General features: G+C 73.8%; 10 protein-coding genes and 1 tRNA gene. 4 read left to right on the forward strand and 7 right to left on the reverse strand.

From position 1 onward, the window contains the following. Positions 1–58 precede the first annotated feature (58 nt). On the reverse strand, positions 59–1,294 hold the full coding sequence (locus GJ743_RS00500; protein ID WP_155049991.1) for a trans-sulfuration enzyme family protein: 1,236 nt from the start codon (positions 1,292–1,294) through the stop codon (positions 59–61). Positions 1,295–1,402: 108 nt separating this feature from the next. Here GJ743_RS00500 and GJ743_RS00505 point away from each other — a divergent pair, with 108 nt between their 5' ends. Next, the gene (locus GJ743_RS00505) at positions 1,403–1,879 is read left to right on the forward strand and encodes an Lrp/AsnC family transcriptional regulator (protein WP_155049992.1); all 477 of its coding nucleotides are present in this window, start codon (positions 1,403–1,405) and stop codon (positions 1,877–1,879) included. Between the two features lie 198 nt (positions 1,880–2,077). Then, positions 2,078–3,193: a VIT1/CCC1 transporter family protein gene (locus tag GJ743_RS00510; protein WP_155049993.1), complete on the forward strand. Its 1,116-nt coding sequence runs from the start codon at positions 2,078–2,080 to the stop codon at positions 3,191–3,193. 93 nt (positions 3,194–3,286) lie between these two features. On the opposite strand, the gene GJ743_RS00515 is transcribed toward GJ743_RS00510, so the two are convergent. The 6 genes from GJ743_RS00515 to GJ743_RS00535 form a co-directional block, all read right to left on the reverse strand. Then, a complete protein-coding gene (locus GJ743_RS00515) occupies positions 3,287–4,159 on the reverse strand; it encodes a DUF3097 domain-containing protein (protein WP_328288648.1) in 873 nt (290 codons plus the stop codon). A gap of 58 nt (positions 4,160–4,217) precedes the next feature. Continuing rightward, entirely contained in the window at positions 4,218–5,378 is a 1,161-nt protein-coding gene (locus GJ743_RS00520) for an MFS transporter (protein WP_155049994.1), read from the reverse strand. A gap of 103 nt (positions 5,379–5,481) precedes the next feature. Next, the gene (locus GJ743_RS00525) at positions 5,482–9,045 is read right to left on the reverse strand and encodes an error-prone DNA polymerase (RefSeq protein WP_155049995.1); all 3,564 of its coding nucleotides are present in this window, start codon (positions 9,043–9,045) and stop codon (positions 5,482–5,484) included. After that, positions 9,045–10,658: a DNA polymerase Y family protein gene (locus tag GJ743_RS00530; RefSeq protein ID WP_328288649.1), complete on the reverse strand. Its 1,614-nt coding sequence runs from the start codon at positions 10,656–10,658 to the stop codon at positions 9,045–9,047. Before GJ743_RS00530 ends, GJ743_RS00525 begins: the two co-directional genes overlap by 1 nt. Beyond that, complete coding sequence (locus GJ743_RS19145) at positions 10,655–11,494, reverse strand: hypothetical protein (protein WP_196216857.1); 840 nt, start codon at positions 11,492–11,494, stop codon at positions 10,655–10,657. Before GJ743_RS19145 ends, GJ743_RS00530 begins: the two co-directional genes overlap by 4 nt. A 249-nt stretch (positions 11,495–11,743) precedes the next feature. Continuing rightward, positions 11,744–11,828: transfer RNA gene (locus GJ743_RS00535), tRNA-Leu, on the reverse strand. Between the two features lie 238 nt (positions 11,829–12,066). On the opposite strand from GJ743_RS00535, the gene GJ743_RS00540 reads away from it, so the two are divergent. Both GJ743_RS00540 and GJ743_RS00545 read left to right on the forward strand, forming a co-directional pair. Further along, positions 12,067–13,407, forward strand: a complete 1,341-nt coding sequence (locus GJ743_RS00540) for a M20/M25/M40 family metallo-hydrolase (RefSeq protein WP_155049996.1) — start codon at positions 12,067–12,069, stop codon at positions 13,405–13,407. Between the two features lie 70 nt (positions 13,408–13,477). Next, a complete protein-coding gene (locus tag GJ743_RS00545; RefSeq protein WP_155049997.1) occupies positions 13,478–14,299 on the forward strand; it encodes an undecaprenyl-diphosphate phosphatase in 822 nt (273 codons plus the stop codon). The last annotated feature ends 33 nt before the right edge of the window (positions 14,300–14,332 follow it).

The following is a 14,332-nucleotide window of genomic DNA, read 5'->3' on the forward strand; positions in this document are numbered from 1 at the left end:
CACTCGGAGCCACCAGCCACAGCCCACCAGCATCAGGCTGCGAACGCCATCCTCACAGTCAGTCCAGTGCGTCGGCCGACGCGGCGAGCTCGGACGAGCGACCGAGGTCCTGAGGGTCCGCCGCGGCGTCGAGCGCGGCCATGAGGTCGGCCGTCAGGTCGTCGACGTGCTCGAGCCCGATCGAGAGACGCACGACCCCGCCGTCGGGCTTGGCGTGCGCCGCGACGGGCCGGTGCGTGAGGGACGCGGGGTGCTGGACGAGCGAGTCGACGCCGCCGAGCGAGACCGCGTGCGTCACGAGCCGGCACGCCTCGGTGAACCGGCACGCCGCGTCGAAGCCGCCCGCGAGCTCGATCGCGATGATCGATCCGGGTCCGGCGAGCTGGCGCCCGATCAGCCCCTGCGGGTCCTGCCCAGGCAGGCCGGGGTAGCGGACCCGCGCCACCGCGGGATGCGCCTCGAGGCGGCGCGCGAGCTCGCCGGCCGTCTCCTGCTGCGCGCGCACGCGCACGGGCAGGGTGCGGATGCCGCGGTGGAGCAGGTACGCACCCATCGGGTGCAACAGGCCGCCGGTCAGGGCGCGCACCCGCCGCAGGCGCTCGACCCATTCGATCGGGCCGGCGACGACGCCGCCCATGGCGTCGCCGTGACCGCCGAGGTACTTGGTCGCACTGTGCAGCACGAGCGTCGCACCGTGCTCGAGCGGACGCTGGAGCACCGGGGTCGCGAAGGTGTTGTCGACGAGGAGCGGCACGCTGCCCGCGGCATCCGCCACCCGTCGCAGGTCGAGGAGCTCGAGCGTCGGGTTCGCCGGCGTCTCGACGATGACGAGCCCCGTGTCGGGGCGGATGGCGGCGGCGATGCCGTCGACGTCGGTCCAGGTGACGCTGGTGCCGAGCAGGCCGCTCTCGAGCACGTGGTCGCTGCCGCCGTAGAGCGGCCGGACGGCGACGACGTGCGGCGTGCCGGCCGTGGTCGCGGCGATGAGCGTCGCGGCGAGGGCGGCCATGCCGCTCGCGAAGGCGACCGAGCCCTCGGCGCCCTCGAGGTCGGCGAGCGCGGTCTCGAAGCGGGCGACACCGGGGTGCCAGAGCCGCTGGTACACCGCGGAGCGGCCCTCGGTCAGGCAGCCGCCGGTCGCGAGCTCCTCATACGACATTCCACCGTTCTCGACGTCGCCGAGCGGGTTCGTCGTGGAAAGATCGATGGTGGGAACGTGGGAGCCCTGCTCGCGCACCCCCTCCATTCCAGCGTGGACGGCACGGGTCTCGAGGTTCGACGACGGTGTCAGCATGCGAGCAGGCTACAGAATCTGTGACCAGTTCGGGTGTCTTGCGAAGAAGCTTGCGATTCCTAGAGAATTCTTGCAGAAGCTTCACGCTCGACCGAGAGGATCTCGACCATGGCGCAGAAAGCGGAACTCGACCGGGTCGATCGGGCCCTGCTCACGGCGTTGTCGAAGAACGCGCGGGCATCAGGTGCAGCGCTCGCCGCCGAGGTGGGCGTCGCCGAGTCCACGGTGTCGCTCCGCCTCCGCCGGCTGCAGAGCCTCGGCACCATCCGCGGCTACCGGGTCGACGTCGACCTCGCCTCCCTGGGCGTCTCGCTGCAGGCGCTGATCGCCATCCGGCTCGTCAAGCACGACCGCAGCGAGATCGACGCGTTCCGGAACGCCGTGCCGCACCTGCCCGGCGTGATCGGCGTCTTCCACATGGCCGGCGCCGAGGACTACCTGCTCCACGTCGCTGCGCGCGACGCGGAGGAACTGCGCGAGTTCGTCCTCGCCCACCTCACCGGGCACCCGGCCGTCGCCCACACCGAGACGAACCTCATCTTCGAGCACGCAGAGGGCGACGGCTGGCAGAAGCTCGTCGGCTGAGCGCGCTCGCGCGGCGACCACCGCAGGCGCCGTTCGGCGCTCCGAAATGCTGCCAATCGGGTCGCCGGGCGCGACGCCGCGCCATCCGGCCCACTAGCCTTTCGCAGGGCCCGGCCGGGCCCGACACACGCGACGACGCGGGCGCCCCGCAGCCGACGCACCGCGGCACGGCGCCTGCGACCCGATGGAGCCGACACCATGACCGACGACGCAGCGCGCCCGCCTCGACCCGCACCGCCGGGCACGGCGGCCGAACGCGACCGCTGGCGGAGGTACCTCGCCGACGAGCGCGCCGAGGCGGCCGTCTACCGTGAGCTCGCCGCGCGTCGCGACGGCGAGGAGCGCGAGATCCTCTTGGCCCTTGCCGCCGCGGAGGGCCGCCACGAGGCGCACTGGCTGCGCCTGCTCGACGGCGACGAGACGGGCATCCCGCGCGCTGACATCCGCACCCGGATGCTCGGCGGCCTCGCCCGCCGATTCGGATCGATCTTCGTGCTCGCGCTCGCCCAGCGCGCGGAGGCCCGTTCGCCGTACTCGACCGACCCGCACGCGACCGCGGCGATGGCCGCCGACGAGCGCATCCACGGCGAGGTCGTCCGCGGACTCGCGGCGCGCGGCCGCCGCCGTCTCGCCGGCACGTTCCGTGCCGCCGTCTTCGGGGCCAACGACGGACTCGTGTCGAACCTCGCGCTCGTGCTCGGCATCGGCGCCACCGGCGTGCCCGCGCCGGTCGTGCTCTTCACCGGCATCGCCGGCCTCCTCGCGGGCGCGCTGTCGATGGGCGCGGGGGAGTACGTGTCCGTCCGCTCGCAGCGCGAGCTCCTCGAGGCATCCGCACCCGACCCCGGCGCGCGCGACGCGCTCGGCGACCTCGACCTCGATGCGAACGAGCTCGCGCTCGTCTACCGCGCGAGGGGGATGGCCCCGGACGAGGCCGTCGACCAGGCGGCCCTCGTGCTGGCGCGCGTGCAGGCCGCCGAGCGCCAGTCGGCGCCCACCGACGCGATCGGCACGCTCGAACACGACGACGAGGCCATCGGCACCGGCATGAGCGCCGCGATCTCGAGCTTCCTGTTCTTCGCCTCCGGTGCGCTCATCCCGGTACTCCCGTGGCTGTTCGGGATGTCCGGACTCGCCGCGACCGTCACGGCCACGGTGCTCGTGAGCATCGCCCTCCTGCTGACCGGGGCGACCGTGGGCCTCCTCTCGGGCGCATCGCCGCTGAAGCGGGCGCTCCGGCAGCTCGGCATCGGCCTCGGCGCAGCGGCGGTCACCTACGCGCTCGGGCTCGCGTTCGGGACGACCATCGGGTAGCGCTCGGGGGAGCGCGCCGAGCGCGCCGAGCGCGCCGAGCGCGCCGTCCGTGCGGTCGGTACGGGCCGCTCAGCGGATCGTACGCCCGCCCGCTCAGCCGGCCGGAGCCGTCACGAAGTCGATGAGTTCCTCCACGCGCCCGAGGAGGGCCGGTTCGAGGTCGCCGTACCCCCGCACCTGGCCGAGGATGCGCTGCCACGCGCGGGCGATGTCGGCCTGCTCTTCGTGCGGCCAGCCGAACGCGGCGCACACCCCGTGCTTCCACGAGGTGCCGCGCGGGATCACCGGCCACGCGTCACGGCCGACGCGGGCGGGCTTCACTCCCTGCCAGACGTCGATGAACGGATGGCCGACCACGAGCACGTGATCCCGGTGCCGTCCGCGCATGACCGCGTCGGCGATGCGCTGCTCCTTCGAGCCCTGGACGAGGTGATCGACGAGCACGCCCACCCGGCGGCCCGGTCCCGGCTCGAACTCGTCGAGGATCGCGGCCAGGTCGTCGACGCCCTCGAGGTACTCGACCACGACGCCCTCGACCCGCAGGTCGGCGCCCCAGATCTTCTCGACCAGCTCGGCGTCGTGGCGACCCTCCACGAAGATCCGGCTCGGGAGCGCGACCTTCGCCGGGCGCCCGGGTTCGACGGCGAACGATCCCGACGCCGTTCGGACTCGCCCCTGCGGCGCGGCCGCCTTCGGCGCGACCAGGCGCACGGGCTCGCCGTCCACGAGGAAGCCGTGGCCGAGCGGGAACATGCGCGTGCGCCCGTTCCGGTCCTCGAGCGTCACCGTCTGCTTCTCGACCGCGACCACGGCGCCGCAGTAGCCGTCGGCCGCGAGCTCGACCACCAGGTCGCGGGTCGCCGGCACCTCGGGGATCGTGCGGCGCCCGGCTGCGCGCCAGTCGCCGGCGAGGACGTCCTGTCCGTAGCGGTCGGGTTCGAATCGATCGTTCGTGGCTGGGGGCACCTGGCGAGGCTAGCGAATCGATCGCGACGGCCCGCGTCGACACGGCGGGGACGGGGACTCACGTGGGTGCCGGAGCCCGGCGTACGAGGCCGGCTGTCCACGCCGCCCCCGCGAAGGCGATGCCGGCGGCGAGCGCGAACGCCCAGGGGATGCCGAACGGTGCGGCGACGAGCCCGAGCGCGATCGGGCCGATGCCGAGGCCCAGGTCGAGCGCGGCGCTGGCGGTGCCCGACGCGATGCCGCGTTCGGACGGTGATGCGGTGGCGAAGACCGCGGCGAAGAAGGCGGGTGTCGTGAAGGTGATGCCGATCCCCATGAGGACGACGCCGACGAGCAGCCCGATCCAGTCCTGCCATGCGGCGATGACGACGAGGCCGATCCCGATGACGACGAGCGAGCCGGCGGCGAGCGGGAGCGACGGGAGTCGATCGGGGACCCGGGCGAACGCGATGCGGCAGACGACGACGACGGCGCCATAGGCGAAGAGCGCGATGCTCGGCGAGGCGAGGTCGATTCGCTCGGCCCACAGCGTCGCGAACGCGATGAAGCCGCCGACGGCGGCGAGCGAACTGAGGAAGCCGATCGACGCGGGGATCGCCGGACGGTGGATGATCCGGATCCGGCTGCCGACCTCGGGCCCGGCGGTTCTCGTCTCGCCGACGAGGAACGCGAGCCCCACGGCGAGCACGGCGAGCGCGGTGCCGCCGAGCCAGACCGCGCGGAACCCCCCTGCCTCGAGCAGTGCCTGCCCGACGAGGGGTCCGAAGGCGATCCCGAGGTAGAGCCCGAGCGAGTTGTAGGACAGCGCCTCGCCCATGCGCGAGGCGGGGGCGAGGTCGGCGAGGGCCGCGAAGCCGGCCACGAAGAAGGCCGCCTCCGCGACGCCCGCGAGCAGTCGCAGCGCGACGATGACGGCGAGCTCGTCCGTCACCGTGAGCAGGACGATCGAGAGTGCTGCGATCAGGGCTCCGCCGACGAGCATCGGGCGCCGGCCGAATCGGTCGGACGCACGACCGGCGAACGGTCGGAGCACGAGGGCCGAGACCGCGAACACCCCGACGGCGAGGCCGGCCGACGCCTCGTCTCCGCCGACCGGTCCGGTGACGTACAGGGGGAGCGCGAAGAGCGCGAGGCCGGCCGCCGTGAAGTACGCCAGCTCGGCGATCGAGAGCGCGATGAACGCGCGCGTGAAGAGCGGTTCCCGTGCCGATCCGGTCACATGGCCACCCCCTCGCGTGGGTTTCCGCTTCGCGTGTCCGGGCGATCATCGCCAGCGTATCGCCGGCCCGCTTCCGCCGCAGCCGGCGCGTCGCGCTCGTCGGTCAGCGGAAGTCGCGCGAGCGGTTCGTCGTCGACACCGTGAGGGGCTCGAAGCGGTCGGCGACGAGGTTCACGACCCCCTCGCGCGAGCGTTCGAGGATGCCGCGCACGACCATCGCGGGCGCCTCGCGGGCGATGCGGCGGTACCGGGTCCAGACGCCGACGCTCGCGATCACGTTGAGCGTGCCCGATTCGTCTTCGAGGTTCATGAAGGTGATGCCGCTCGCGGTCGCCGGCCGCTGCCGGTGGGTGACGACGCCGCCGACCTCGATGCGACGGCCGGACTCGGCCTCGCGCAGCAGGTCGATGCGCACGACGCCGCGCGCGTCCAGCCGCTCCCGCACGTGCCGGATCGGGTGGTCGTCGGGCGAGATGCCCGTCGCCCACAGGTCGTACACGACCTGCTCGGCGTCGTTCAGCATCGGCAGCAGGGGCGGCTGGACGACGACGACCGCCCCCGGCAGGTAGTCGGCGCGGTCCTGCGCCGCCTCGCCCGCGAGCCACAGCGCCTGCCTGGGCTGCAGGTCGAAGCACTCGAACGCACCCGCCGCGGCGAGCGCCTCGAGCTGCGTCGCGTCGAGGTCGGCGCGGCGCGACAGGTCGGCCATGTCGCGGTACGGGCCGTGCGCGTCGCGCTCGGCGACGATGCGCTCGGCGACCTTCGCGCCGATCGAGGTGACGTCGGCGAGCCCGAGCCGCACGGCGAACGCGCCGTCGCGGCGGTGCTCGGCCGAACGGTCCGGCGCGTCGCGGTCGAACGGTCCGACGGGCGGCTGGGGCGCGTCGGCGCAGGCCGGCCTGCCGGTGGGGCGACGGATGCCGCGCGCCCCCGCCGGGCCAACCATCGCCGTGGGACCGGTCGTCGCCGTCTCATCGGAGCCCGACGCCCCGGTCGTGGCCGGTCGCGCCGCGGCATCCGTCGCCCCCGCACCGGCCGTCGCCGCCTCGCCGGCGTCGCGCGCCTCGAGCCCCGCGTGCACGCCCGAGCGCGCGAGGTCGGGCCTGAGCAGTTCGACCCCGTGCCGTCGGGCGTCGGCCGTGAGCGTGTGCGGCGAGTAGAAGCCCATCGGCTGGGCGCGCAGGAGCGCCGCGAGGAACGCGGCCGGGTAGTGCAGCTTCAGCCACGAGCTCGCGTAGACGAGCAGCCCGAAGCTGATGGCGTGGCTCTCGGCGAAGCCGAAGTTCGCGAACGCCTCGATCTTGGCGTAGATCGCGTCGGCGGTCTCGGCGTCGATGCCGTTGCGCTCCATGCCCGCGTAGAGCTTCGCGCGCAGCCGCTCGATCTTCTCGACGCCGCGCTTGGAGCCCATCGCGCGCCGCAGCAGGTCGGCGTCGGCCGCGTCGCAGTCGCCGACCGCGACGGCCATCTGCATGAGCTGCTCCTGGAAGAGCGGCACCCCGAGCGTGCGCCGCAGCACGGGCTCGAGCTTGGGGTGCAGGTAGCTCACCTGCTCCTCGCCCGTGCGGCGGCGGATGTACGGGTGCACCGCGCCGCCCTGCACCGGACCGGGGCGGATGAGGGCGATCTCGACGACGAGGTCGTAGAAGCAGCGCGGCAGCAGCCGGGGGAGCGTGCCCATCTGCGCACGCGACTCGACCTGGAACACCCCGATCGAGTCCGCCCGGCACAGCATGTCGTAGACCGCGGGCTCTTCCTTCGGGATCGTCGCGAGCTCCCACTCCTCGCCCGTGTGCTCGCGCACGAGGTCGAACGTGTACTGCAGCGCCGCGAGCATGCCGAGCCCGAGCAGGTCGAACTTCACGAGGCCCATCCAGGCGCAGTCGTCCTTGTCCCACTGCAGCACGGTGCGGTGCTCCATGCGCGCGTGCTCGATCGGGCACACCTCGCCGACGGGCCGATCGGTGAGCACCATGCCGCCCGAGTGGATGCCGAGGTGCCGCGGGAAGGTCAGCAACTGCTCGGCGAGCTCGATCACCGGGTCGGGGATGTCGTGGTCGTCGGTCTCGACCACCGACCCCCAGCGCTCGACCTGGCGCGACCACGCGTCCTGCTGGCCGGTCGAGTAGCCGAGCGCCTTCGCCATGTCGCGCACCGCGCCCTTCGGGCGGTAGCTGATCACGTTCGCGACCTGCGCGGCGTTGTGCCGACCGTACTTGCCGTAGACGTACTGGATGATCTCCTCGCGCCGGTCGGAGTCGAAGTCGACGTCGATGTCGGGCTCCTCGTCGCGCAGCGACGACAGGAACCGCTCGAACGGCAGCTCGTAGTAGATCGAGTCGACCCCGGTGATGTCGAGCACGTAGCAGACCGCCGAGTTCGCGGCCGACCCGCGACCCTGGCAGAGGATGCCGCGGCGGCGCGCCTCCTGCACGAGGTCGTGGACGATGAGGAAGTACCCGGGGAAGTCCTTCTGCTCGATCACGTCGAGCTCCTTCGCGAGTCGCTCGCGCACGTGCTCCGGCACGCCGGGGTATCGACGGTCGGCGCCCCGCCACACGAGCTCGCGCAGCCACGACATGGGCGTGTGCCCCTCGGGCACCTCCTGCCGGGGCAGGCGCGGGCGGGCGCTGCGCAGCCGGAACGACAGGTCGTGCGCGAGCGTCGCCGAGTGGGCGACGGCGCCGGGGTACCGGTCGAAGCGGGCGAGCATCTCGGCGCCCGAGCGCAGGTGCAGGCCGTCGGTCGCGGGCAGCCACCCGTCGAGCTCGTCGAGGCTCCGGCGCGCGCGCACCGCCGCGAGCGCGGACGCCAGCCGGTGCTCGCCGGGCGTCGCGTAGTGCACGGCGTTCGTCGCGAGCACGGGCAGGTGCGCGCGGGCGGCGAGTTCCGCGAGCGCGTCGTTGCGCACCTGGTCGAGCGGGTCGCCGTGGTCGGTCAGCTCGACGACCACGTGGTCGCGCCCGAACAGCGCGACGAGGCGGTCGAGCTCGCGCCACGCGGCATCCGCCCCGCCCTCGCCCGCGAGCGCCCGGCGCACCGCGCCCTTGCGGCAGCCCGTCGAGACCACCCAGTGGCCGTCGGCGCGCGCCGCCAGGTCGTCGAGGTCGTAGACCGGCCGGCCCTTCTCACCGCCCGCGAGCTGGCCCGCGGTGATCGCCGACGCGAGCCGGTGGTACCCCTCTTCCCGCGCGGCGAGCACGAGCAGGTGATCGCCCTCGGGATCGGCCGCGCCCATCTGCGGCTCGGTGAGGCCGAACGACAGCTCGGCGCCGTACACGGTCTCGAGCTCGGGGTATGCCTCGGCGGCCTCGGCGAAGCGCACGATGCCGTAGAAGCCGTCGTGGTCGGTGATCGCGAGCCCCGTGAGTCCGAGCCGGTGCGCCTCCTCCACGAGCTTCTCGGGGCCCGACGCGCCGTCGAGGAAGCTGAACGTCGAGTGCGCGTGCAGCTCGGCGTACGGCACGACCGGCCCGGCGCCCGTGCCGGTCGCCGGTTCGTCGACCTCGGGCGGGCGGTACGGATGCCGCTTCCGGCTCCATGCCGGACTGTCGCCGCCGTCGCCCAGCACCTTCGAGCGCCCGGCCGCCGCGCCGCCCGGACGCTGGCGGTCGGAGAGCCGCCGCTCGAGCTCGGACCACGGGATCTCGGGGTTGTTCCAGCCCATCAGTCGTACCTCGCCTCGGCCCACCAGCCCTCGCCGTCGCGCACGAGCAGCCACGCGCACCCGTCGTGGTCGACCACCTGGAAGCGGTGCACGCGGCGGGCGCGATCGGCGTCCCACCAGCGCTCGACGACCGGCCACGGGCCCGCCCACGCACGTACGGGCGCTGCGCGCCCGCCGCCGACCGCGAGCGAGGCCGGCGGCGCCGAGATCGCCCCGCGCGCGTCGACCGCCACGGGTGCCGCCTCGGCGTCGACGAGCGCCACCGGCAGCCGCTCGCGGAACACGCTCGCCGGCGCGAGCGCGGGCAGGCTCCCCGGCCAGGGCGCCCCGGCCGCGGCGCGCTCGGGCGCCCGGTCGCCCCACGGCACGAGCACCTGCCGGTCGGCGAGCATGCGCCCCCCGCCGATCGCCGCCGTGACCACGCCCTCGTGCCCGAGCATGCTCTGCACGCGCGTGAGCCCGTGGTGCACGCGCTCGTCGGGCCCGCCGCCCCAGAGCCCCTCCTCGTGGTTGCCGGTCGAGTCGACGCGTTCGGGCACGATCCGCAGGCGCACGATCGCGGCCTCGAGCCCCGCGTCGGCGGTGCCCGACCCCTGCAGCTGCCACCGCACGCGATCGACCACGTCGGCGGGCGTGAACCACTGCGGGTGCAGCCAGCTCCGGCTCGAGTGGCCGCCGCGCTCGTCGTCGAGTTCGACGCGGATGCCGGTGCACACGAGCCGTACGGCCCGCATCCGCTCGATGAACTCCTCGGCCCGCACGCGGAACGCGAACGCGAGCTGGTCGACGCGCTCGAGCGGCGGCTCGAAGTGCTGCTCCACCTCGAAGTCGGGCGGGGGAGTCCGCGGTGCCACGCGCGACCGCTCGCGCCCGGCGGCGCGGTCGTGCGCGAACGCGCCGGCCGCGCCGAACCGGCGCCGCACGTCGTCGTCGGGCAGCGCCGCGAACTCGCCGAGCGTGCGGACGCCCAGCCGGTGCAGGAGGGTCGTCGTGCGCGCGTCGGCCACGAGCGAGACCGGCAACGGCGCGAGGAAGGCGGCCGAGTCGCCCGGGGGCACCGCGAGCACCGCGCCCGGCGAACGACCCGGGGCCGGGTCAGCCGGGTCGCCCGTCGTCGCGCGAGCGGCGCCGACCGATCGGCCCGTTCCCGCCGCCCGCGCCGCCTGCTCGGCGGCGAACGGCCCGTCGGCGATGCCCACGCGCGCCCCGGCGACGCCGAGCCCCGCTGCGGCCTCGAGGAGCGCCCACGCCGCGGCATCCTCACCGCCGTAGTACCTGACGGGGCCGCGCGCCCGCATCGCGAGCGTGCCGGGGCGCAGCACCTGCACGCCCGGCACGATCGCCTCGATGCCGCGCACGACCGGCTCGAACGCGCGGTGGTCGAGCGCGGCGTCGTACTCCAGCACTGCGAGCGCGGTCGAGCGGTACTGCGCCTCGCGGAGGCGCAGCCCCCGCGTCACGCCGTCGCGCCGAGCCGCGGGCGAGCAGGAGTGCACCAGGCCCTTCTCGGTGAGCGCGACGGGCAGCGCGGGGTCGATGCCGTGCTCACGGCACGCGGCGAGCACCGGCCAGTCGGGGCACCAGAGCACGACGGTGCGCACGCCCGCGCTCACGAGGCCCTCGCCGCGAACTCGGGCCGGTGCACGACGTCTGGTGCGGATGCCGCTGTCGGGCCATCCGCCTCGCCGCGCTCGGGCGCGATCGCCGCCTCGTGGTCGCCGACGGGCTCGACGGCGCGGATCGCGGACGGTGCGGCCGCCTCGTCGATCGCGGCGAACCCGAGGTCGCCGGCCGGCAGCCGCAGCCGCCGTCGCGAGCCCCGGCCGACCTCGCCGCGACCGGTGACCCGCACGACGACCTCGCGCTCGGCGAGGTGGCCGTGGCCGCGCTCGAGCCCCGTCCAGTCGCTCCGCTCGAGCTCGAGCCGGGCGTCGCTGCCCGGCCAGTCGCCGTCGACGAGCAGCAGTGCGCCGCGCTGTCGCAGCCGAGCCGCGAACCGCGAGGCCTCGGCCGGGGCGAGCCGCCCGGCTGGTCGCACCGCGACCACGGGGATCACGTCGGCGAGCGCCGCGGCGACCGTCAGCCACTGCCCACCCGGATCGGGCACGAGCACGAGCCGCTCCAGGTCGATGCCGAACCGCGCCGCCGCCTCGACGCCGAACTCGGGGATACCCGAGACCGCGACCCAGCGGCCGCTCCGCGACGGCCCGGCGAGCGCGGCCATGAGCAGCGTGATCGAACCCTCGACCTGCACGACCGCGCCCTCGCGGAGCGCGCCGCCCGGCAGCACGCTCGCGAGTGCCGGGTGGGTGGGCACGGCTCGCGTGTCGAGCCGCGTCGCCTGCATGCCGCGGATGCGCGCCTGCAACTCCTCGACCCGCTCGAGCCGTGCGGCGGGCGCCGGCTCGGAAGCGATCGCGCCGTCGGGGGCGGGTCGGGGAGCGGTCATCGTCACCCCTCAATGTTCGAACACATGTTCGAATGAGGCAAGTCGCGGATGCCACGCGTCCACACCCCTGCCCGGTGGTCCCGACGCGCGCAGCTCTTCTCAGGAATCGGGCGCCGACATGCTGCGCTTCTCAGGAGGACACGCCGTCGAAAGCGGCGACACACCGGTAAAGTCCTGAGAAACGCACGTCAGGCCGAGGCTTAAATGCGAGAAGGCCGGATCCGAAGATCCGGCCTTCTCGACAACGCGTGCGCGAGGGGGGACTTGAACCCCCACGCCCTATACGGGCACTAGCACCTCAAGCTAGCGCGTCTGCCAATTCCGCCACCCGCGCGTTGTCTCGGCCTCCGATCGCTCAGCGGCCGTAGAAGACACTAGCACGGTTTCCGAGGCCCGCTGACCACGCGGCGGCCGGATGGATCGGTCGACGAGCAGAGGAGCAGGTCAGGCCCGGAAAGCCGGAATTCCGAGGCATCCGTCGGCCCGGGAGGCCCGGCCGGAACTCCCGGCCGGACCTCCCGCCCGAACCTCGGGTCGCGGCCGCCGCCGAGCCTCGCGATAGCGTGGACCGCATGGCCGAGACGCTCCCGACGACCCACGAGCCCCAGCCCGAGCCCCGGCCCGAGCTCGACGAGACCGCGATCATCGCGCGCGACCTCATCCGATTCGACACGACCAACCACGGCGAGGGTCGCTCGAACGGCGAGCGCGAGGCCGCCGAGTACGTCGAGGCGCGCCTTCGCGCGATGGGGCTCGACCCGGTGATGCACGAGTCGGCGCCGCGCCGCGCGAACGTCGTGGCCCGGGTCCCCGGCGCGAACCCCGACAAGCCCGCCCTCGTCCTGCACGGCCACCTCGACGTGGTCCCCGCGGATCCCCGCAACTGGAGCGTCGACCCGTTCGCCGGCGAGATCCGCGACGGCATGCTCTGGGGCCGGGGCGCGGTCGACATGAAGGACATGGACGCCATGATCCTCACGGCCGTCGGCGACATCCTCGCCGAGGGGCGCCTGCCCGAGCGCGAGCTGGTCCTCGGCTTCTTCGCCGACGAGGAGGCCGGCGGGCTCTACGGAGCGAGCTGGCTCGTCGACGAGCACCCCGAGCTCTTCGCCGGCGCGACCGAGGCGATCAGCGAGGTCGGCGGGTACTCGATCACCGTCGGCGGGCAGCGCGCCTACCTCCTGCAGACGGGGGAGAAGTCGCTCGTCTGGGTGCGGCTCGTCGCGCACGGCACGGCCGCGCACGGCTCGCGGCTCGTCCGCGACAACGCGGTCACGAAGCTCGCCGAGGCGATCGCGCAGGTCGGCCGGCGCGAATGGCCGATCCGCCTCACGGGCACGACGCGCGAGCTGCTCGCCGCGATCGCCGGCGCCCTCGGCGTCGACCCCGAGCGGGTCTCGCCCGACGAGCTGGCGCTCGCGACCGGATCGGCGTCGGGGTTCATCACGGCGACGCTGCGGACGACGTCGAACCCCACGCTCCTGCATGCGGGCTACAAGCACAACGTGATCCCCGACCGCGCGGAGGCGCTCGTCGACATCCGCACCCTCCCGGGCGAGGAGGACGCGGTGCTCGCCGAGATCGCCGAGCTCATCGGCCCCGACGTCGAGATCGAGATCGTGCACCGCGACGTCGGCCTCGAGGCGCCGACCCGCGGCCCGCTCGTCGACGCCGTCACGACCGCCCTGCATGCGCACGATCCCGAGGCGACGGTGTTCCCGTACCTGCTGAGCGGCGGAACCGACAACAAGTCGCTGTCGCGCCTCGGCATCGAGGGCTACGGCTTCGCGCCGCTGCGGCTGCCGGACGGCCTCGACTTCCCGGCGATGTTCCACGGCGTGGACGAGCGCGTCCCGCTCGACGCACTAGTCTTCGGTAGGCAGGTCCTGAAGGACCTGCTCCTGGCGTACTGAACGCGCCCACCCCGTTCCGACCACGACGGTCCTGTGCCCTTCGCGTCGAGGGGCGGAAGGCGATGCCCCCTTGTTCGAAGCCCTGATCCTCGGCCTGGTGCAGGGACTCACCGAGTTCCTGCCGATCTCCTCGAGCGCGCACCTGCGCATCCTCGGGGAGTTCCTGCCCAACGCGGCGGACCCGGGTGCGGCCTTCACCGCGATCACGCAGCTCGGCACCGAGGCCGCGGTCGTCGTGTTCTTCTGGCGGGACATCGTGCGGATCATCCGCCAGTGGTTCGGCGCCCTCACCGGCCGCGTGCCGCGGAACGACCCAGACGCGCGGATGGGCTGGCTCATCATCCTCGGCTCGATCCCGATCGTGGTGCTCGGGCTGCTGTTCCAGGACCAGATCGAGACGGTCTTCCGCTCGCTCTACGTCGTCGCGACGATGCTCATCGTGTTCGGCATCGTGCTGGGCCTCGCCGACTGGGCGGGCGCGAAGCGCCGCAAGCTCGAGGACCTGACCTACCCGCACGGCGTCTACTTCGGCCTCGCGCAGTCGCTCGCGCTGATCCCGGGGGTCTCGCGCTCGGGCGGCACGATCACGATGGGCCTCCTGCTCGGCTACGAGCGCGCGGCCGCGGCCCGCTACGCGTTCCTCCTCGCGATCCCCGCGGTGTTCGGCTCGGGCTTCTACCAGCTGTTCAAGAGCTGGGGCGAGCCGGCGGTGTACGGCCCGCTCGAGACCGCCGCCGCGACGGTCGTGGCGTTCGTCGTCGCGATCCTCGTGATCGCCTTCTTCATGAAGTGGATCTCACGGCACAGCTTCCTGCCGTTCGTGATCTACCGCATCGCGCTCGGCACGACCGTGTTCGTGCTGCTCGGCACCGGGGTCCTCGAGCCGTTCTGATCGGCCCGGTGCCGATCGAGGTGAGCGGATGCC

It is taken from the genome of Agromyces bracchium, from assembly GCF_009709675.1.
Lineage (GTDB): Bacteria > Actinomycetota > Actinomycetes > Actinomycetales > Microbacteriaceae > Agromyces > Agromyces bracchium.